Raw genomic sequence first — 18,982 nt, 5'->3', positions numbered from 1 at the left:
TTCATTCAGGCGACAACCACGCGCAAAAGATCAAAAAGGGGATGGTTTTAGTATTTGTCGTACGATAACGTATCTCCACAGCCAGCGGCTGCCTCTTTTTCTCCATGCGCTACAGGTATTCGAAGAAATGACCCCACAAGAATTAAAATCCGTCCTCTCCTCCGGTCTGCTGTCTTTCCCACTGACCGATTTCGATGCCCAAGGCGAATTCAATCCGCAAGGCTACGTGCGCCGCCTTGAGTGGCTGGCTCCGTACGGCGCCACCGCGCTTTTTGCTGCTGGCGGCACTGGCGAGTTCTTCTCCCTGGCCGCTGACGAGTACTCGTCGATCATCAAGACGGCCGTCGATACCTGCGCGACCAGCGTACCAATCCTCGCCGGCGTCGGCGGTTCGACCCGCCAGGCTATCCAGTATGCGCAGGAAGCCGAGCGCCTGGGCGCCAAGGGCCTGCTGCTGCTGCCGCACTACCTGACCGAGGCGTCCCAGGAAGGTGTTGCCGCTCACGTCGAGCAAGTCTGTAAGTCGGTAAAGATCGGTGTGGTTGTCTACAACCGCAACGTCTGCCGCCTCAACGCCACTCTGCTCGAGCAGTTGGCCGAGCGTTGCCCGAACCTGATCGGTTACAAGGATGGTCTGGGCGATATCGAGCTGATGGTGTCGATTCGTCGTCGCCTGGGCGACCGCTTCAGCTACCTGGGCGGCCTGCCGACCGCTGAAGTCTACGCTGCGGCCTACAAGGCCCTGGGCGTGCCGGTGTATTCGTCGGCGGTGTTCAACTTCATCCCGAAAACCGCGATGGATTTCTACCACGCCATCGCCAAGGACGATCACGCCACCGTCGCCAAAATCATCGATGACTTCTTCCTGCCGTACCTGGACATCCGTAATCGCAAGGCTGGCTATGCAGTGAGCATCGTCAAGGCCGGCGCCAAAATCTCCGGTTACGACGCCGGCCCGGTTCGTGCCCCGCTGACCGACCTGCTGCCGGACGAGTACGAGAAGCTGGCTGCACTGATCAAGAAGCAAGGCGCGCAATAAGCGTCTGACCCAGTCTCTCGAAAAGGCCGCTTTTACAGCGGCCTTTTTGCATTGTGGGGTAGGGGAGCTGCGAATGGGACAGCCAGCTCATAAAAGACGAGACGCCTCATTCCACGACTCGCCCCACCTACCAACCGATAGGCTGTTCACAGTTGTGGGAGTTGGTCATGCCTGCGACGCGATTCGATGGGTGGTTACATTCCTTGGCACAACTTGATTTCCATGATTGGCAGCAGCAGGTTTGCTTGAGAGCGAGCGCGCACGACGCGCTCCCATAAGAACTTGGAATTCTGCGGCCTACCAATCCTTCAGCGCATTCCAATAATCCGTGCAATTGTAAAAACCGGTATCGATAGTCTTGGCTTTTTTATAGTTGTACGATAACGTATGACTTCATCTGGTCGCTAACGACCCCCAACGTTTTCTCCAAGGGTGTAAGAAGAATGACTCCACAAGAACTAAAAACCGTCCTCTCCTCCGGCCTGCTGTCGTTCCCGCTGACCGACTTCGACGCCGCCGGCGAATTCAATCCGGCCGGCTATGTCCGTCGTCTGGAGTGGCTGGCGCCCTATGGTGCTTCCGCGCTGTTCGCTGCCGGCGGTACTGGTGAGTTCTTCTCCTTGGCGGCTGATGAGTATTCGTCCGTCATCAAGACTGCCGTCGACACCTGCGCCAAGAGTGTGCCTATCCTCGCCGGCGTTGGTGGCTCGACCCGCCAGGCCATCCAGTACGCTCAGGAAGCCGAGCGCCTGGGCGCCAAGGGGCTGCTGCTGCTGCCGCACTATCTGACCGAAGCGTCCCAGGAAGGCGTCGCGGCTCACGTCGAGCAGGTATGCAAATCGGTGAAGATCGGTGTGGTGGTCTACAACCGTAACGTCTGCCGTTTGAACGCCGATCTGCTCGAGCAACTGGCCGAGCGTTGCCCGAACCTGATTGGCTACAAGGACGGCCTGGGCGATATCGAGCTGATGGTTTCCATCCGTCGCCGTCTGGGCGAGCGTCTGACCTACCTGGGCGGCCTGCCGACCGCCGAAGTCTACGCTGCGGCTTACAAGGCCCTGGGCGTGCCGGTTTATTCCTCGGCGGTGTTCAACTTCATCCCGAAAACCGCGATGGACTTCTACCATGCCATCGCCCGCGAAGATCACGCCACCGTCGGCAAGATCATCGACGACTTCTTCCTGCCGTACTTGGACATCCGTAACCGCAAATCCGGTTACGCGGTGAGCATCGTCAAGGCCGGCGCCAAGATCGCCGGTTACGACGCCGGCCCGGTTCGCGCACCGCTGACCGAGCTGCTGCCGGAGGAGTACGAGAAACTGGCGGCACTGATCGACGCCCAGGGCGCTCAGTAAGCTCCGGCGCTCGTTGCCCAAAAGGCCACTGTTTACGGTGGCCTTTTTGCATTGTGGGGTAGGGCGGACTCTGGTTTATCACCCGGGGCGAAAAGCTGAGCGCTTGTGGGAGCGGGCCATACCCGCGATGGGCTGATGGGACGCACCCTACACACCCTATTACCGCCGCTCTCTGGTTGCCGTCTGAGCGGCTGGTTAAGATGGGGGATCATCCACGCAGCTGCGGCCCGTCATGGCAAAGAAATCCTCTCGCGTTTCATCTTCCACGCCACTGAGCAAGGGTTCGAGCGTGACGCTGGTCGACGTAGCCAAGGTGGCCGGCGTGTCGCCGATCACCGTGTCGCGTGCGCTGAACCGCCCCGAGGTGGTCAGCGAGGATGCCCGCAAGAAAGTCCTCGAAGCTGTGCGGGTCACCGGTTACGTGCCGAACATGCTGGCCGGCGGCCTGGCCTCGAACAAGAGCCGGCTGGTGGCGATCTTCGTGCCGACCATCGCCCACTCGATCTTCGCCGAAACGGTGCAGTCGCTGATGGATCATCTGACAGCCGCCGGCTACCAGACCATGATCGGCCTCACCGGCTATTCCGCCGAGCAGGAGGAGCGCCTGCTCGGTGCCGTGCTCGGCCGGCGACCGGACGGTATCGTGCTGACCGGCACCCTGCACACCGAAGAGAGCCGGCTGCGTCTGCAGGCAGCGGGCATTCCGGTGGTCGAGGCGTGGGACCTGGGCGCATCGCCCATCGACATGCAGGTGGGCTTTTCTCACACCCAGGTCGGCCAGGCGATTGCCGATCACCTGCACGGCAAGGGCTACCGCCGTTTCGCCATCGTTTCGGTCGACGATTCCCGGGCGCTCAAGCGCAGCGCCAGCGTGGTCGATCAGCTCAAATCCCTGGGCATCTACGAGGTGCCCATGGCGGTGCTTGCCGCACCGGCCACCTTGCACAGCGGCCGTCAAGGGCTGAGCCAGTTGCTCGCCGAGGGGCATGCGCCGCAGGTGATCGTCTGCAGTTCCGACACCGTGGCTCAAGGCATCCTCGCCGAGGCGGCGAGTCGCGGTATCGAGGTGCCAGGGCAACTGGCAGTGATGGGGTTCGGGGATCTGTCCAGCGCGGCGCATCTCCACCCGGCTCTGTCGACCGTCAGCGTCGATGGTGGGCGCATGGGCAAGGAAGTGGCCAAGGCCCTGCTACAGCGGTTTCGTGACGAAGGTGAATCGACACCTGTGCGTCTGGATACGGGTTTCACCCTGGTCGAGCGGCAAACCACCTGATTCTTATCGGACAACTGACGACTGGTCGTAAAATGGCTTGAATGATTGCGCAATCATAGTAAAGTCATCGCTTGTAGCGAACTGGTTCGTGCCTCGCTCTTTGCTGGATTGATTGCGCAATCATCGATTGCGGTCCGGCGGGTAGGGCACCTTCAGCGATAAGGATAATAAAGCGTGAACAACAGTATCCGCACGTCCCTTCCATGCCCTTACCAGGGCAGCCTGTCCTTGCCCGCAACCAATGTCCCGAGACCTTACCCAGGTGTCGCGACGGCTCCTGCCACGGGCTAGCCGGCCAGATACAACTCCGTTTTCAAACTTCATGACCCCGCCCTTGGGCGGCTGGCGTGTTCGCACGCGCCTGTCAGCAATAAAAATAACATTGAGGTGAGATCTCCATGGGAGACACAAAGAAAACCCACGTCCGTTACCTGATACTGCTGATGCTGTTTCTGGTCACCACCATCAACTACGCCGACCGCGCCACCATTTCTATCGCCGGCTCCAGCATGCAGAAGGATCTGGGTATCGATGCGGTGACCCTCGGTTACATCTTCTCCGCCTTCGGTTGGGCCTACGTGATCGGGCAGATTCCGGGTGGCTGGCTGCTCGACCGCTTCGGCTCCAAGCGCGTATATGCCGCTGGCATCTTCATCTGGTCGCTGTTCACCCTGCTGCAGGGCTTCGTCGGCATGATGCCGGTGGCCTGGGCAGTGGTGACCCTGTTCGTGCTGCGTTTCATGGTCGGCTTCGCCGAAGCGCCGTCGTTCCCGGGTAACGCCCGTATCGTCGCGGCCTGGTTCCCGACGGCCGAGCGCGGTACCGCATCGGCGATCTTCAACTCGGCGCAGTACTTCGCCACCGCGCTGTTCGCGCCGCTGATGGGCTGGATCGTCTATTCGTTCGGCTGGGAGCACGTGTTCGTGGTCATGGGCGTGCTGGGCATTGTCTTTGCCGGTATCTGGATGAAGACCATCTACAACCCCAAGGAACACCCGCGCATCAGCGCTGCAGAGGTCGAACACATCGCCAGCAATGGCGGCCTGGTCGACATGGATCAGACCAAGGGCAGCGGCGGGCCGAAGTGGCACTACATCACCCAATTGCTCACCAACCGCATGATGGTCGGCGTGTACCTGGGCCAGTACTGCATCAACGCCATCACCTACTTCTTCCTCACCTGGTTCCCGGTTTACCTGGTGCAGGAGCGTGGCATGACCATCCTCAAGGCCGGCTTCATCGCCTCCTTGCCGGCGATCATGGGTTTCGTCGGCGGTGTGCTCGGCGGGGTGATCTCCGACTGGCTGCTGCGCCGTGGCAATAGCCTGACTCTGGCGCGCAAGCTGCCCATCGTCTGCGGCCTGATGCTGTCGACCAGCATGGTGCTGTGCAACTACGTATCGGCCGAATGGATGGTGGTCGGTTTCATGACCCTGGCCTTCTTCGGCAAAGGTCTTGGCGCCCTCGGCTGGGCGGTTGTCTCGGACACCTCGCCCAAGCAGATCGCGGGCCTGTCCGGCGGCCTGTTCAACACCTTCGGCAACATCGCCTCGATCACCACGCCCATCGTCATCGGCTACATCATCAGCGCCACCGGCTCGTTCAAGTGGGCACTGGTTTACGTTGGCGCCAACGCCCTGGTCGCGGTGTTCAGTTACGTGTTCATCGTCGGGCGCATCCAGCGCGTGGTGCTCAAGGACGAACACGGTCAGGCGATTGGTGAGCAACCTGCGCCGGTCGCGGCCACCTGAATCTGGTGCAGCCGTGCCTGCCCGGCAGGCCGGCTGCATCAGCTAGAGAACTATAAAAAGGATTAGCCTCCATGGACCTCATTCAACATCAGAACTCTCCGCGTTATATCCGCCTGCACCCCGACGACAACGTCGGGGTGGTAGTCAACGAGCAGGGCGTCGCCGCGGGCGGTCAGTTTGCCGATGGCCTGCAGGCGCTGGAAGGCATTCCGCAGAGCCATAAGGTATCGCTGGTGGCGATCCCCGAAGGCGGTACCGTGATGCGTTATGGCGAGGTGATCGGCTATGCGCTCAAGCCCATCGACGCTGGTAGCTGGGTGACCGAGCAGGTGCTGCGCATGCCCGAGCCACCGGTGCTGGACAACCTGCCCAAGGCGACCATCAAGGCACCAGCGCCTGAGCCGCTAGAGGGCTACACCTTCGAAGGTTTCCGCAATGCCGACGGCACCGTCGGCACGCGCAACATCCTTGGCGTGACCACCACGGTGCAGTGCGTGGTCGGTGTGCTCGACCATTGCGTCGAGCGCGTGCGCAAGGAAATCCTGCCCAAGTACCCGAACGTCGACGACGTGGTGCCGCTGTCGCACAGCTACGGCTGCGGCGTGGCGATCAACGCACCGGACGCCGTGGTGCCGATCCGCACCCTCTACAACATCAGCCGCAACCCCAACCTGGGTGGCCAGGCGCTGGTGATCAGCCTCGGTTGCGAGAAGCTGCAAGCTAACCAGTTGATGGACGGCGACGCCCTGACCTGTGGTCAGGACGAGGAAGAATGGCTGTTCCGTCTGCAGGATTCGGGCACCGGTTTCGCCGGCATGATCGAACAGATCATGGGCATGATCGAGGACCGCTTGAAAGTGCTCGACCAGCGTCGCCGTGAAACCGTGCCGGCGTCCGAGCTGGTGGTCGGCATGCAGTGCGGTGGCAGCGACGCCTTCTCCGGCATTACCGCCAACCCGGCGCTGGGCGTGGCGGCCGACCTGCTGGTACGGGCCGGCGCCACCGTGATGTTCTCCGAGAACACCGAGGTGCGTGACGGCATTCATCTGCTGACCCCGCGCGCCGCCAGCGTCGAAGTCGCCGATGCGCTGATCCGCGAGATGGACTGGTACGACCGTTATCTGGAGCGTGGCATGGCCGATCGCAGCGCCAACACCACGCCGGGCAACAAGAAGGGCGGCCTCAACAACATCGTCGAGAAGGCCATGGGCTCAATCGCCAAGTCCGGCAACAGCCCGATCGTCGGCGTGGTCTCGCCCGGCGAGCGGATTCGCGGCAAGGGCCTTTGGTTCTGCGCCACCCCGGCCAGCGATTTCATCTGCGGCACCCTGCAACTGGCCGCCGGCATGAACCTGCATATCTTCACCACCGGCCGCGGCACGCCCTACGGCTTGTCCATGGTGCCGGTGATCAAGGTGGCTACCCGCACCCAGCTGGCCGAACGCTGGCCGGACCTGATCGACGTCGACGCCGGGCAGATCACCTCGGGGCGCATGAGCCTCGAGGAAATGGGCTGGCACATCTTCCAGCTCTACCTGGACATCGCCAGCGGCAAGCAGCAGACCTGGGCCGAGAAGCATCGCCTGCATAATGACTTGGTGCTGTTCAATCCCGCCCCAGTCACCTGAGAACCCGCCCCAAGTCAGCTGCGCGTCGGCCCTGCGGCGTTAAAAACAGGCTCGGAATGCTCATGTACACCAGTACACTCCGCTTCCTCGCCTGTTTTTGCCTTGCAGGGCTCTAGCTCGCAAGACTTGAAGCGGGTTCTTTTCTGAGGAGATCCCGAGCCGCGTCGCTTTCGCCCGTGCCGCGGCAGGTATCATCCGCATTTCGATATCCACGACAGGAGAGCTGCATGAGTCGTCCCACCGTGCTTCAGGTCGGTCGTTTTCCGCCACGTTTCAACGAGCGCCTGCAGCGCGACTATCAACTGATCCGCCTGTGGGAGCAGAAGGATTTCATCGCCGAACGCGGCGCCGAGATCGATATCGTCGTGACCTCGGCGCGCTACGGCTGCTCGGCCGAGCAACTGGCGCAGATGCCCAACCTCAAGGCCATCTGCAGTTTCGGCGTTGGCCATGATTCGATTGCCGTTGATGAGGCCAAGGCCCGTGGCATCGTCATCAGCACCACTCCGGACGTGCTAAACGAATGCGTCGCCGACACGGCCATTGGCCTGGTGATCGACACCGCTCGGCAGTTCGCCGCCTCCGACCAGCACGTGCGCCAGGGTAAATGGCTCAAGGGCCAGTACCCGCTGACCCGCAAGGTCAGTGGCAAGAAGCTGGGCATCGTCGGCTTCGGGCGGATCGGCAAGGAAATCGCCAAGCGCGCCGCGGGGTTCGACCTGGACATCCGCTACCACAACCGCCGGCCTGACCCGAGCACCGATTACGGTTACGAGGCCGACCTCAAGGCACTGGCAAGCTGGGCCGACTTTCTGGTGCTGGCCTGCCCGGGCGGTGCGTCCACCCATCACCTGATCGACGCCGAGGTGCTCGCCGCCCTGGGTGCTGAAGGCATTCTGGTCAACATCTCCCGCGGTAGTGTGGTGGACGAGCAGGCGCTGGTCGCCGCACTGCAGGCCGGCACGCTCGGCGGCGCAGGGCTGGACGTCTTCGAGGACGAGCCGCGGGTGCCCGAGGCGCTGTTCGCCATGCCTAATGTGGTGCTGTTGCCCCACGTGGGCAGCGCCACCGAGGAAACCCGTCTGGCCATGGAGAACCTGGTATTCGATAATCTCGATGCCTTTATTGAGCGCGGTGAGCTAATCACCCCGCTCTGACCGAATAGGCGAGCCGCGCAGGCGACTTTCGCTTATACGCGCCGGGCCACAAGCCCGAACGCGGTTTCCACCCTCGAGCAACACCCGGTGCGCCACAAGCGCACCGGTTCTCTAAGCCACCGTGGCCTCACGCTTTGCAATGAACGCCGTCATCAGCTGATTGCCATCGAGAATGTCGGTGCAGATAGCCTGGCGTGCCGCCTCGCCATCACCCTTCTGCAGGGCATGGAAAACCTCCCAGTGATGCTCGATCGCCATGCGTTCGTTGAAGTCGCCATAGGCCAGGGCGATCAACGGGCCGGTGCGCATCCACAGGCTGTCGAGCACATCGCGCAGCAGTGGCATATCGGCGATTTCGGCCAGGGCGAAGTGGAACGCCTGATTGAGCTTCAGTGCCGCGATCAGGTCGCCGTCGTGCACGGCTTTCAGGTTGTCGCGGATATTGCGCTCGAGCATCTGCAACTGTTCAGCGCTCACCTTGGCGGCTGCGGTTTCGGCGGCCAGGCCTTCGAGCGCCAGGCGGATGTTGCGGATTTCTGCGTATTGCGCCTGGCTCAGTACCGGCACGCGGATGTCGCGCGGGGTCTTCAGGATCAGCGCCTTTTCCTTTGCCAGTTGCAGGATCGCATCGCGTACCGGCGTGACGCTGGTACCCAACTGCTCGGCCAGGTCGCGGATGCGTAGGCGGTCGTCCGGCTGGAAACGGCCGGTGATCAAGGCCTCGCGCAGCAAGGCATAAACGCCACTACCCAGGTAGGTGTGGCTGAGACCGTCGATGGGGTATTTCATGGTGGTGACTTCCAGGGCGCAGGCCAGGTGATTCTACCGTGCGGCGCCTCACACGTGCTGGCCACCGTTGACGTGAATTTCTGCGCCATTGACGTAAGTCGCCCCGGACGTGCAGAGAAAATACACCAGCGAGGCGACTTCCTCGGGTTTGCCCAGGCGATGCATGGGAATGTCGCGCTCGACGATCTGCTCGGTACCTGACGAAAGGATCGAGGTATCGATTTCGCCCGGCGCGATGGCGTTGACGCGCACCCCGTGGCAGCCGAATTCGTGGGCCATCTCGCGGGTCAGTGCCGCCAGCCCCGCCTTGGAGGCGGCGTAGGCGGAACCGGCGAAAGGATGCACCCGTGACCCGGCGATGGAGGTGACGTTGATGATGCTGCCCTGGGCCGCCTTCAGTTCCTCGAACAGCCCGCGGGCGAGCAGGGCGGTGGAGAACAGGTTGACGTTGAAAACCTGGGTCCAGATGGCGTAGTCACTGCCCAGCACGCCCAGGCGCTCGCCCTCGCTGCCTTTGGGCGACACGCCGGCGTTGTTGACCAGTGCATCCAGCCGCCCGCCGAGCTTCTCGCGGATCAGCGGCAGGCTCTCCTGCAAGTGCTCGATGTCCTCGAGGTCCAGGTGAATATGGTTGAGCTTGCCCTCGGCCCAGGGGCATTCGCTGACCCAGTCATGACGCGAAGCGGTGAAGATGCGCCAGCCCGCCGCGTTGAAGTGTTTGACCGTCGCATGGCCGATGCCGCGGCTGGCGCCGGTCAGCAGCAGGGTTTTCTGATCGCTCATGGCATATCTCCGCAGGATTGGACTTGCGCAAGCACTGTAGCTGGGCAGATCATCGCTCAATGAAAAATATGATGCATCATAAATTTCTGGGTGCTTTAATGACGCTGCCGTGCACGCCAATAACAACAAATAGATGGCCTGGTGGACCTGCTCAGCTCCTCAGCGCCGTGCCAGTGGTTCTTGTCGGTAAAGCACCGGTGTTTCTTCCTTGAAGCTGCCCTTACCCAACCAGAGCCCCGGCTCTGCCAGGAGCAACCCTCAATGTTCAAGAAAACCGCACTACTGATCGCCTTCACCTGCAGCGCCGCCACGTTGCAAGCGGCTGAAAAACTCGCCGTGGTTTCCTTTGGCGGTGACAACAAGGTGGTTCAGGAAACCGCGTTCTACAAACCCTTCGAGGCGCGCGAGAAGGTGCGCATCGAAGCGTCCGCGTACAACGGCGAGATGGCCAAGATCAAGGTCATGGCCGACACCGGGCAGGTTTCCTGGGACGTCGTTGAAGTGGAGACCCCGGAACTGATCCGCGGTTGCAGTGAAGGGCTGTTCGAGCCGCTGGACTGGGCGAAGATCGGCAAGCGTGAGGATTTCATTCCCGAAGCGGTGAGCGATTGCGGCGCCGGTATCTTCATCTGGTCGACGGTACTGACCTACGACAGCAGCAAGCTCCAGGGCGCCCCGGCGGGCTGGGCGGATTTCTGGGATGTGCAGAAATTCCCGGGCAAGCGCGGCCTGCGCCGCGGCGCCAAGTTCACCCTGGAGTTCGCCCTGCTTGCCGACGGCGTGGCGCAAGCCGATCTTTACAAGGTGCTGGGCACCGAAGAAGGCGTCGAGCGGGCGTTCCGCAAGCTCGATCAGCTCAAGCCCAACATCCAGTGGTGGGAAGCCGGCGCGCAGCCGCTGCAATGGCTGGCCGCCGGTGACGTGGTGATGACCTCGGCCTACAACGGCCGCGTGACCACCGCGCAGAAGGAAGGCCGCGACTTCGTCATGCAATGGAATGGCAGCCTTTACGACCTCGATCACTGGGCCATCGTCAAGGGCAGCAAGAACAAAGAGCTGGCCGAGAAATTCATCGCCATGGCCAGTACGCCGCAGTTGCAGAAGGTCTATGCCGAAGGTATTCCCTACGGTCCGACCAACACCCACACCATGGCGCTGATCGACCCGGCCATACAGGGCAGCCTGCCGACGGCGCCGCAGAATCTCAAGAACGCCCGCGCCATGGATATCGAGTTCTGGATCGACCATGGCGAAGACCTGGAGCAGCGTTTCAACGCATGGGCCAGCAAATAAAAAAGGTAACAGGCCCCAGGAGTGACAGCGGGCCATGGCCGCTGATTAAGGGCATGGCCGGATCGCTCCCTGGGGCTGCCCTTGTGACAACAGGCAGTACATGAATTTAACGATGGCCAGATCCTGGCGGAGTGTATCGATGTGTCGCTGAATACCCAGGTTGTGCATGACCCCTTACTGCAGGCGCAGCCGGCGCAGGTCAGCGCGGTGCGCGCCGGTATCATCGCCAGCGAAAGCTTCGGCGTGCTGGGCAGCGTTCGCCCGTTGGCCGGTGAACGCGACCTGAATTTCCAGCTCGCCTGTGCGGACGGTACGTCCTATCTGCTGAAGATTTCCCATCCGCTGGAAAATCCGCAGGTGGTGGATTTCCAGAACCAGGCGCTGCTGCAGATCCAGCGCGCCGATCCCGAGCTGCCGGTGCAGCGTGTGTATGCCGCGCGTGACGGTCGCTATCAGGCCGCCGTCGATATCGATGGCCAGACCATGCTGGCGCGTCTGCTGTCGTTCGTCGAAGGCCTGCCTTTGCATCAGGTCAGCGTGCGCAGCGCCGGGTTGCGCCAGAACCTGGGCGACGCCATGGCGCGGCTCGACAGGGCGCTGGCCGACTTCCGACATCCGGCAGCGGGGCACGAGCTGCTCTGGGACATGCAGCAAGCCGCCCGGCTGCGGCCACTGCTGGCGCATATCGATGACCAGCCATTGCGCGCGCTGGTGGGCGAGGCGCTGGACGCCTTCGAGGCGCAGGCGCTGCCACGTTACCCGACCCTGCGTCGTCAGGTGATCCACAACGATCTCAACCCGCATAACGTCATCGTCGACCCCGAGCGGCCCGAGTGCGTGCTGAACATCCTCGATTTCGGCGATATGGTCGAGGCGCCGCTGATCAACGAGGTCGGCGTCGCGGCGGCCTACCAGCTGGGCCACGGGGGCGACGTGCTGGCGCCGGCCCTGGATTTCGTGGCTGCCTATCATCGCCGCAACCCGTTGCATGACGAGGAACTGGATATTCTCGGCGAGCTGATCGCCACGCGGCTGGTGATGACCATTGCCATCACCGCCTGGCGCGCCAGCCTGCACCCGGAAAATCGCGACTACATCCTGCGCAACGTGCCCCAGGCCAGCGCCAGCCTGCGCGGTCTGGCGGCCATCGAGCCGGCGCGGGTGCGCCAACGAATCCATCAAGCCTGCCGGGGAGCCTTGCAGCCATGAGCATGATCAACGGGTTCAGCGCGGCGGATGCCGAACGGCTGAGTGAACGGGAGCGCAGCCTCATCGAGCGCCGCGAACGGCTGCTCGGTCCGGCCTACCGGCTGTTCTACGAGCGCCCGCTGCATACCGTGCGCGGCGAGGGCGTATGGCTTTACGATGCCGCGGGGCGGCGTTACCTGGATGCCTACAACAACGTGGCATCCATCGGCCATTGCCACCCGCGCGTGGTGCAGGCGATTGCCGAGCAGGCGGCGGTGCTCAATACCCACACCCGATACCTGCAGGAAGGCATTCTCGATTATGCCGAGCGACTGCTGGCGACCTTCCCGGTCGGGCTCGAGCAGGTGATGTTCACCTGCACCGGCAGCGAGGCCAATGACCTGGCGTTGCGCATCGCCCGCCATTACACCGGCGGCACCGGAGTGATCATCACCCGTTTCGCCTACCACGGGGTGACCGGCGATATTTCCGCGCTGTCGCCATCGCTCGGCGCCAGTATCCAGCTTCCTGCCCATGCCCGTACCGTGCGCGCCCCGGATGTCTATCGCCTCGGGCCCGAGGCGGGCAGGCTGTTCGCGGAAGACGTGCGTGCCGCCATCGCCGATCTGCGCGCCCACGGCATCAAGCCGGCTGCGCTGCTGATCGACGGCATCTTCGCCAGCGATGGCATCTTCGCAGGGCCCGAAGGCTGTATCGCCGAAGCGGTCGCGGTCGCCCGGGCCGAAGGGCTGCTGTACATCGCCGATGAAGTGCAGTGCGGCTTCGCTCGCACCGGTTCGCACATGTGGGGTTTCCAGCGCCATGGCGTGCAGCCGGATCTGGTCAGCCTCGGCAAACCCATGGGCAACGGCCAGCCCATCGCCGGCGTGGTCGTGCGCCCCGAGGTGCTCGAACCCTTTGGTCGCAGCATGCGCTACTTCAATACCTTCGGCGGCAACCCGGTGTCCTGCGCCGCCGGCCAGGCCGTGCTCGACGTGATCCATGACGAGGGCCTGCTGCAGCGCTCGGCACGGATCGGCGACTACCTGCTGACCGGTATACGCCGCCTGGCCGGGCGCCACGAACTGATTGGCGATGTGCGCGGGGCGGGGATGTTCATCGGCGTCGAGCTGGTCAGTGATCGGGCCAGTAAGGCGCCGGCGGCCGAGCAGGCCAAGCGGGTGGTCAACGGCATGCGCGAGCGCGGCGTGCTGATCAGCGCAGCCGGGCCGCTGGAGAACATCCTGAAGATTCGGCCCTTGCTGGCGTTCGAGCAGGCGCATGCGGATCTGTTGATCGATGCATTGGATGAGGCCTTGGTGTGAGCCGCTCAGACCCGCCGAAGGAATTCGGCGGGCACCGCCTCGGTCAGCCAGACGCCGTTGTCGGCCTCGAAGAACGCGAAGCCCTGCTGGTGCATGCGTAGCGCATCGATCTCGAGGATCACCGGGCTGCCGTAACGCTGACCGACCTGCAAGGCAGTTTCCATATCCCGAGACAGGTGCACATGATGGCGCGCTCCGGCGATCAGGCCCTGGCGTTCGATGGATTCCAGGAAGCGGCTGGCGGTGCCGTGGTAGAGACGCTCGGGTGGCTGTTTCCGCACGTGCTGGAGCTGCACCTGAGCGGTCGAGTGACCTTGCGCAGCGCGGATCCTGCGGCCATCGGCCGATAGGCTGAAACGCTTCTTGTCACTGCTGGCGACCACGTCATGGATGGTTGCGAGGTCGAGTTGGCGACCGCTGCGGGCGGCACCCTCGATCAGCGCGTCGAGATTGGCCCAGCCGTCGCTGTCCAACTGCAGGCCAATGGCCTGCGGTTCATGGCGCAGTACGTAGCTGAGGAATTTGCTGGTTTCGTCGCGGCTCATCTTTCAATCACATCCATGTCATGTAACGGGGCTCAGGCGCCCGGTTTGCTGTCCAGCGCCTTGCAGCTGGCCGCATAGTTCTGTTTGCAGGCGCTCTGGAACAGGCGGCGGGCCTGATCTGGGTCGCGCTGAACGCCGTCGATGCCACGCATGTAAAGGTTGCCGAGAATATGCTGCGCCATGGGGTTGCCGCTGCTGGCGGACTGGTTCAGGTACTTGAGCATGGCGGGCGGGTTGCGAAATTCCGGGTTGTCCCGGCCAGTGTAGAGGTAAGCCAGGCTGACGGCGGCCTCGGCGTGGCCGCGGTCGGCTGCCTGTTTCCACCAGTACTCGGCCTGCTTGAGATCCTTCTGCGGCTTGCCGACGAAATAGAAACTGCCCAGTTTGAACTGGCTGTCCAGGTCGCCACGTTGTGCCAGGGCGGTCAGGCGCTGGAAGTCACCATCGGCGGCCTGCTGCTCGGGGGACGCCGCGCCTGTTGGGTTCTGGTGCGCAGGCGCCTGGGGCTGGTGGCGGTTGACGCAACCGGCGAGCAGGGCGAGAACGCTGGCGAGCAGCAACGGCGTGGTGAATACGGACAGTCGGGTCATGCTTGGGCTCCGGGAAGGACGGCTTGCGTCTCATGTCGAGAGCCGTCGGTGCTGCGATTATTGTCGAGGTTCGACCTGCTGGTCGGCAAACCGTTCGCCTGCCGGTGAACGATGCTGCTTGGTTGTGTGAAATTAATCGTGTATTTTTTCATGAAATAATCGCTCGATAATTTCACTCCATGTTCCGGCAGTCCCCTCGCCATCTCGCCACCTACTATGCAGGCTGTTATCCCGGCCCTATCCCCGAGCGTGCTCGCCTCGAAGAGGACCTGGACTGCGACGTGGTGGTCGTCGGAGGCGGCTTCAGCGGTTTGCATTGTGCCCTGCGCCTGGCGGAGGCCGGCAAACGGGTGATCGTGCTGGAGGCCAGCCGCGTCGCCTGGGCGGCCTCGGGGCGCAACGGTGGGCAGGCGCTGCTGGGTTGGTCGTGCGATATGCCGCCGTTGGAAAAGGCCCTTGGCCTCGACGCTGCCCGCCAGCTGTGGGACAGCATGTGCTGGGCCGCCGATGAGCTTCGCGAGTTGCCAGCGCGCCATGGTTTCGAGGTGGATTACCGTGTTGGCAGCCTGTGGACGGCGGTACTGCCGCGCCGGGTCGGGCAGCTTCGTGAGGCGCAGCATGAGGCGCTGCACAAATGGGGCTACCACGACCTGCGGCTGATCGAAGGCGCGGAGCTGCGCGAATGGATCGACAGCCCGCGTTACGTGGCGGCGCTGCATGACGCCAGGGGCGCCCACCTCGACCCGCTCAAGCTGGCCCAGGGGTTGGCGGCGGCTATCGAGAAGGCCGGCAGCCGTATCTACGAGCAGACCAGAGCCCTGGCCTACGAATCGCTGCCGGGAGGCTACCGCGTGCGCACCGCGCATGGCGAGGTGCGCGCTGATGTATTGGTTCTGGCCTGCAATGCCTACCTCGACACGCTGGACGAGTCGCTATCCCGGCGCGTGCTGCCGGTCGGCTCCTATCAGGTGGCCACCCAAGCGCTCGACCCACAATTGGCGCGTTCGCTGCTGCCGCAGAACAGCTGCGTGATCGACAACCAGTTCGTTCCCGATTACTTGCGCCTGACCCCGGACAACCGCCTGTTGTTCGGCGGTGGCTGCACCTATCTCGGCGGCTTGCCGAAAGACGTGCCCGCGGCGACCCGCCCGTATCTGGAGCGCGTATTTCCCCAGCTCAAGGGCGTGGCCATCGAATACGGCTGGGGCGGGCATATCGACGTCACCATGAAGCGCACCCCGGATGTCGGGCGCAGCGGCCAGCGCTACTGGCTGCAGGGGTTCTCCGGCCACGGCGTGCTGCCGACCCTGGCTGCGGCACGGGCGGTGACCGATTCGATTGCCGGCGATGACCAGTTGCTGGCGCTCTACCAGCGCATCGGCAACCCGCGTTTTCCCGGCGGCACCTGGCTGGCGGCGCCGCTGGAGGCCGCAGGCAAGGCCTGGTATCGGCTGCGTGACTTTTTATGAAGGGCTCGACCGGCATGGACATGCAGGAAGAAATCGAAGGCCTCGCGATCCTGATCCGCGACCTGCGCAAGCACAAGAACCTCACGCTCGGCGAGCTGGCCGCGCGCATCGGGCGCTCGGTGGGCTTCCTGTCCCAGGTCGAGCGCGGCCTGTCCAAGCCGACCGTGGCGGACCTGACCGCCATCAGCGAAACCCTGGGCGTGTCGACCACCTATTTCTACAGCCTGGAAAAACCGCGTGAGTTGCCCTGGGTTACCCGCCCGGGCGAGCGTCGCACCCTTTATTACGCCGGCGGCATCACCGACGTGCTGGCCTCGCCAAACATGTCAGCCGGCTTCTCCATGCTGGAAAGCCACCTGGCGCCTGGCGCCACCAGCGGCGAGGGTCACCTGACCGACAGCTCGGAGCAGGGCGGCTTCGTGCTCGAAGGCCAGCTGAGCATCTGGCTGGACGATCAGCCTGAGCCGGTGACCCTCGGCCCCAATGATAGCTTTCAGCTACCGCCGCACAGCCAGTTTCGCTACGCCAACCTTACCGACCAGCCCGCACGGGTACTCTGGGTGTTCCGCTAGGCGGACACGGGAAATCACACATGACCTTCACCAGCCTGTCCGACGAAGTCCGCGCCTTTCGCGCCGCATACCCCGACGTGCGTTATGTCGATCTGATCTGTCTGGACATCCCCGGGCATTTCTACGGCAAGCGCTACCCCATCGACATGCTCGAGAAGGTCGCCGCTGGCAGCCTGCTCAAGCTGCCGCAGAACTGCGTACTGCTGGGTGCCCAGGGCGGCCTGCACGAGATCGGCGACTATTGCTTCAATGACGGTGACCCGGATGCCACGCGGCGGCTGATTCCCGGCACGCTGAAACCCGTGCGGTGGGAGCAGCAGCCTCTGGGGCAGATGCTGATCAGCTCGGACGGCACCGAATCGCCCATCGAGTTCGAGCCCCGGGAAGTGCTGGCCCGCGTGCTGGCGCGCCTGGCGGCCAAGGGCATTCATCCGGTGGTGGCTTTCGAGCTGGAGTTCTATCTGTTCGACCGGGCGCTGAAGGACGGTTTGCCGCAATTCCCCCGCGACCCGTTGTGCGGCGACGAGGACGACCAGCCCAACCTGCATATCGAGCGTCTGTCGCGGTTCTCCCCGGTGCTGCACGAGATCGTCGAGGTGGCCAATGAGCAGGGCATCGACGCCAACGTAATCACCGCAGAGATCGGCCCCGGGCAGTTCGAGATCAATTTCGGCCATTGCGAGGATGGCCTGCAGGCGGCCGACTGGGCGGCATTGTTCACCCGTCTGACCCGCGGCGTGGCGCTCAAGCATGGTCATCGGGCGAGCTTCATGAGTAAGCCTTACCTGGATGCGCCGGGTAGCGGCATGCACGTGCACGTGAGTCTATATGACGGGCAAGGCGATAACCTGCTGGCGCCGGATGATGGCCAGCCGCTGCGCCACGCCGTGGCCGGTTGCCTGGACTGGCTGCCGCACTGCATGCCGATTTTCGCGCCGCACCACAACGCCTATCGCCGCTACGGCTCGCGGGTGAACGCCGCCAGCCGTGCCAGCTGGGGTTACGAGGATCGCGATGCCTGCGTGCGAATTCCCGACTCCGACGCCCGCAACCTGCGCATCGAGCATCGCCTGGCCGGAGCCGATGCCAACCCATACCTGGTGCTGGCGGCCATCCTTTCGGCCATGGAGCATGGCCTGGAACAGCGCGCCGAGCCCATCGAGCCGCTGAACAAGAATCGTCAGAGCGGTATCGACTTTCCCATGGACATGCTTGGCGCGGTGGCGCAGATGCGTCATCACCCAGCAGTAAATGCCGGGCTGGGCGAGGAGTTCGTGATGGTCTACTGCGAGAACAAGCGCCAGGATCATCTGGCGTTCATGGAGCATATCAATGCCCGCGAGTACCGCTGGTTCCTATGATGTACGTGCATAAATAGAAAAACCCGCCAATGGCGGGTTTTTCTATGGAGCAGTGGGTTAGCGGAACAGTGACCAGCTCACCGCATAGTCATTGAAGCCCAGGCCCCACAGCGCCACGGTCAGGGCCAGCAACAGTTCCAGTACCAGCACGCCGATGGCCAGGGTGCCGCCGGAGATGGTCAGCCCCTCGTTGACCGGGATGCGCAGGAACGCCGGCATGCCCACGTAGAGCAGGCGTGCGCTGTACGCCAGGGCGATGATGCCAACAATCAGCAGTAGCCAGGCTTTCGGATAGAGCAGCGCGATGCCGGCGATGAACAGTGGCGTGGCCACATAGCCGGCGAAGATGATGCAGCGGCTGCGGCTCGGGCGGCTGGCGAAGGAGTCGGACATCCAGTGGATGACGTTACCCATGATCGCCACGCCGATCAGCATCAGGATGTAGAACACGATGCCCAGCACTGCCGCGGTCGGTACCGCCACCTGGTACGCATCACCGCCCAGTTGCCAGCCGATCTGGGTGGTACCGATGAAAGCGCTGACGACGGGGATGAGTGCCATCAGCAGAACGTGTCGTGCATAAAGGTTGGTGATGCTTTCCCTTTCCCGGTCGATGTTGCGCCACTCGCGGCCCGGATTGGACAGCAACCCCCAAATGTGATTGATCATGACTCTTCTCCTCTGGCTCCAGCATCGCGCCGGCATGAGATATCCGAGAGCTGATCAGCCTGGATTGTGCGGCAATTGCCATTCAATTCAGCCCTCACAGGTATGAGTGAAGATCACCGCAATAGGTTTGACCAGAAATTCGCCGCCTCCATGTATGCCGCCTGTTCATGGAACGCCATGTTGCGGTCCCATGCC

At 63.1% G+C, this 18,982-nt stretch carries 17 protein-coding genes; 12 read left to right on the top strand and 5 right to left on the bottom strand.

Annotated elements, in window-relative coordinates; translation table 11 throughout:
* Positions 1–127: 127 nt before the first annotated feature.
* From kdgD (FB481_RS13620) to FB481_RS13595, 6 genes are all read left to right on the top strand, one after another.
* Positions 128–1,039: a 5-dehydro-4-deoxyglucarate dehydratase gene (gene kdgD, locus FB481_RS13620; protein ID WP_093505766.1), complete on the top strand. Its 912-nt coding sequence runs from the start codon at positions 128–130 to the stop codon at positions 1,037–1,039.
* Between the two features lie 443 nt (positions 1,040–1,482).
* Positions 1,483–2,394, top strand: coding sequence for a 5-dehydro-4-deoxyglucarate dehydratase (gene kdgD, locus FB481_RS13615; protein WP_093505768.1), 912 nt, complete (start codon positions 1,483–1,485; stop codon positions 2,392–2,394).
* A 232-nt stretch (positions 2,395–2,626) separates the two neighbouring features.
* A complete protein-coding gene (locus FB481_RS13610) occupies positions 2,627–3,667 on the top strand; it encodes a LacI family DNA-binding transcriptional regulator (protein WP_093505770.1) in 1,041 nt (346 codons plus the stop codon).
* Positions 3,668–4,065: 398 nt separating this feature from the next.
* Positions 4,066–5,418 carry an MFS transporter gene (locus FB481_RS13605; protein WP_147176742.1) on the top strand — a complete coding sequence of 451 codons (1,353 nt, stop codon included), beginning with the start codon at positions 4,066–4,068 and terminating at the stop codon, positions 5,416–5,418.
* 71 nt (positions 5,419–5,489) lie between these two features.
* A complete protein-coding gene (gene garD, locus FB481_RS13600) occupies positions 5,490–7,046 on the top strand; it encodes a galactarate dehydratase (RefSeq protein ID WP_147176741.1) in 1,557 nt (518 codons plus the stop codon).
* A gap of 227 nt (positions 7,047–7,273) precedes the next feature.
* On the top strand, positions 7,274–8,203 hold the full coding sequence (locus tag FB481_RS13595) for a 2-hydroxyacid dehydrogenase (protein WP_147176740.1): 930 nt from the start codon (positions 7,274–7,276) through the stop codon (positions 8,201–8,203).
* A gap of 111 nt (positions 8,204–8,314) precedes the next feature.
* On the opposite strand, the gene FB481_RS13590 is transcribed toward FB481_RS13595, so the two are convergent.
* Complete coding sequence (locus FB481_RS13590) at positions 8,315–8,992, bottom strand: GntR family transcriptional regulator (protein ID WP_093505778.1); 678 nt, start codon at positions 8,990–8,992, stop codon at positions 8,315–8,317.
* A gap of 48 nt (positions 8,993–9,040) precedes the next feature.
* Positions 9,041–9,775, bottom strand: coding sequence for an SDR family NAD(P)-dependent oxidoreductase (locus tag FB481_RS13585; protein ID WP_147176739.1), 735 nt, complete (start codon positions 9,773–9,775; stop codon positions 9,041–9,043).
* Positions 9,776–10,036: 261 nt separating this feature from the next.
* On the opposite strand from FB481_RS13585, the gene FB481_RS13580 reads away from it, so the two are divergent.
* The 3 genes from FB481_RS13580 (at position 10,037) to FB481_RS13570 (ending at position 13,581) form a co-directional block, all read left to right on the top strand.
* Positions 10,037–11,068 (top strand): ABC transporter substrate-binding protein, encoded by a 1,032-nt coding sequence (locus FB481_RS13580; protein WP_147176738.1) that lies wholly within the window; start codon positions 10,037–10,039, stop codon positions 11,066–11,068.
* A 141-nt stretch (positions 11,069–11,209) separates the two neighbouring features.
* The gene (locus tag FB481_RS13575) at positions 11,210–12,277 is read left to right on the top strand and encodes a phosphotransferase (RefSeq protein ID WP_147176737.1); all 1,068 of its coding nucleotides are present in this window, start codon (positions 11,210–11,212) and stop codon (positions 12,275–12,277) included.
* Entirely contained in the window at positions 12,274–13,581 is a 1,308-nt protein-coding gene (locus FB481_RS13570; RefSeq protein WP_147176736.1) for an aspartate aminotransferase family protein, read from the top strand. The genes FB481_RS13575 and FB481_RS13570 overlap by 4 nt, the downstream gene beginning before the upstream one ends.
* A 5-nt stretch (positions 13,582–13,586) precedes the next feature.
* Here FB481_RS13570 and FB481_RS13565 read toward each other — a convergent pair whose 3' ends face one another.
* Together FB481_RS13565 and FB481_RS13560 are read right to left on the bottom strand one after the other, a co-directional pair.
* The gene (locus FB481_RS13565; protein WP_147176735.1) at positions 13,587–14,126 is read right to left on the bottom strand and encodes an RNA 2'-phosphotransferase; all 540 of its coding nucleotides are present in this window, start codon (positions 14,124–14,126) and stop codon (positions 13,587–13,589) included.
* A gap of 32 nt (positions 14,127–14,158) precedes the next feature.
* Positions 14,159–14,716, bottom strand: coding sequence for a tetratricopeptide repeat protein (locus FB481_RS13560; RefSeq protein WP_147176734.1), 558 nt, complete (start codon positions 14,714–14,716; stop codon positions 14,159–14,161).
* A gap of 179 nt (positions 14,717–14,895) precedes the next feature.
* On the opposite strand from FB481_RS13560, the gene FB481_RS13555 reads away from it, so the two are divergent.
* Genes FB481_RS13555 through FB481_RS13545 form a run of 3 tightly spaced genes read left to right on the top strand, consistent with a single transcriptional unit; the run spans position 14,896 to position 18,118 of the window.
* Positions 14,896–16,185 carry an FAD-binding oxidoreductase gene (locus FB481_RS13555; RefSeq protein ID WP_093505792.1) on the top strand — a complete coding sequence of 430 codons (1,290 nt, stop codon included), beginning with the start codon at positions 14,896–14,898 and terminating at the stop codon, positions 16,183–16,185.
* A gap of 14 nt (positions 16,186–16,199) precedes the next feature.
* Positions 16,200–16,757: a helix-turn-helix domain-containing protein gene (locus FB481_RS13550; RefSeq protein ID WP_093505912.1), complete on the top strand. Its 558-nt coding sequence runs from the start codon at positions 16,200–16,202 to the stop codon at positions 16,755–16,757.
* A gap of 20 nt (positions 16,758–16,777) precedes the next feature.
* Positions 16,778–18,118, top strand: a complete 1,341-nt coding sequence (locus tag FB481_RS13545; protein WP_093505794.1) for a glutamine synthetase family protein — start codon at positions 16,778–16,780, stop codon at positions 18,116–18,118.
* Positions 18,119–18,175: 57 nt separating this feature from the next.
* Here the strand turns inward: FB481_RS13545 and FB481_RS13540 are convergent, their stop codons facing one another.
* Positions 18,176–18,787, bottom strand: a complete 612-nt coding sequence (locus FB481_RS13540; protein WP_178109882.1) for a Yip1 family protein — start codon at positions 18,785–18,787, stop codon at positions 18,176–18,178.
* Positions 18,788–18,982: the final 195 nt, after the last annotated feature.

It is taken from the genome of Pseudomonas sp. AG1028, assembly GCF_007993955.1.
GTDB classification, from domain to species: domain Bacteria; phylum Pseudomonadota; class Gammaproteobacteria; order Pseudomonadales; family Pseudomonadaceae; genus Aquipseudomonas; species Aquipseudomonas straminea.
Note: the sequence above shows the minus strand (reverse complement) of the source record. Positions and strands in the feature narration are given on the sequence as shown.

What these genes read in the sequence shown, in the direction of transcription:
- FB481_RS13560 (WP_147176734.1), bottom strand. Translation starts at nt 14,716, where the DNA reads ATGACCCGACTGTCCGTATTCACCACGCCGTTGCTGCTCGCCAGCGTT.
- kdgD (WP_093505766.1), top strand. Translation starts at nt 128, where the DNA reads ATGACCCCACAAGAATTAAAATCCGTCCTCTCCTCCGGTCTGCTGTCT.
- FB481_RS13570 (WP_147176736.1), top strand. Translation starts at nt 12,274, where the DNA reads ATGAGCATGATCAACGGGTTCAGCGCGGCGGATGCCGAACGGCTGAGT.
- FB481_RS13555 (WP_093505792.1), top strand. Translation starts at nt 14,896, where the DNA reads ATGTTCCGGCAGTCCCCTCGCCATCTCGCCACCTACTATGCAGGCTGT.
- garD (WP_147176741.1), top strand. Translation starts at nt 5,490, where the DNA reads ATGGACCTCATTCAACATCAGAACTCTCCGCGTTATATCCGCCTGCAC.
- FB481_RS13565 (WP_147176735.1), bottom strand. Translation starts at nt 14,126, where the DNA reads ATGAGCCGCGACGAAACCAGCAAATTCCTCAGCTACGTACTGCGCCAT.
- FB481_RS13590 (WP_093505778.1), bottom strand. Translation starts at nt 8,992, where the DNA reads ATGAAATACCCCATCGACGGTCTCAGCCACACCTACCTGGGTAGTGGC.
- FB481_RS13550 (WP_093505912.1), top strand. Translation starts at nt 16,200, where the DNA reads ATGGACATGCAGGAAGAAATCGAAGGCCTCGCGATCCTGATCCGCGAC.
- FB481_RS13585 (WP_147176739.1), bottom strand. Translation starts at nt 9,775, where the DNA reads ATGAGCGATCAGAAAACCCTGCTGCTGACCGGCGCCAGCCGCGGCATC.
- FB481_RS13540 (WP_178109882.1), bottom strand. Translation starts at nt 18,787, where the DNA reads ATGATCAATCACATTTGGGGGTTGCTGTCCAATCCGGGCCGCGAGTGG.
- FB481_RS13610 (WP_093505770.1), top strand. Translation starts at nt 2,627, where the DNA reads ATGGCAAAGAAATCCTCTCGCGTTTCATCTTCCACGCCACTGAGCAAG.
- FB481_RS13605 (WP_147176742.1), top strand. Translation starts at nt 4,066, where the DNA reads ATGGGAGACACAAAGAAAACCCACGTCCGTTACCTGATACTGCTGATG.
- kdgD (WP_093505768.1), top strand. Translation starts at nt 1,483, where the DNA reads ATGACTCCACAAGAACTAAAAACCGTCCTCTCCTCCGGCCTGCTGTCG.
- FB481_RS13580 (WP_147176738.1), top strand. Translation starts at nt 10,037, where the DNA reads ATGTTCAAGAAAACCGCACTACTGATCGCCTTCACCTGCAGCGCCGCC.
- FB481_RS13595 (WP_147176740.1), top strand. Translation starts at nt 7,274, where the DNA reads ATGAGTCGTCCCACCGTGCTTCAGGTCGGTCGTTTTCCGCCACGTTTC.
- FB481_RS13545 (WP_093505794.1), top strand. Translation starts at nt 16,778, where the DNA reads ATGACCTTCACCAGCCTGTCCGACGAAGTCCGCGCCTTTCGCGCCGCA.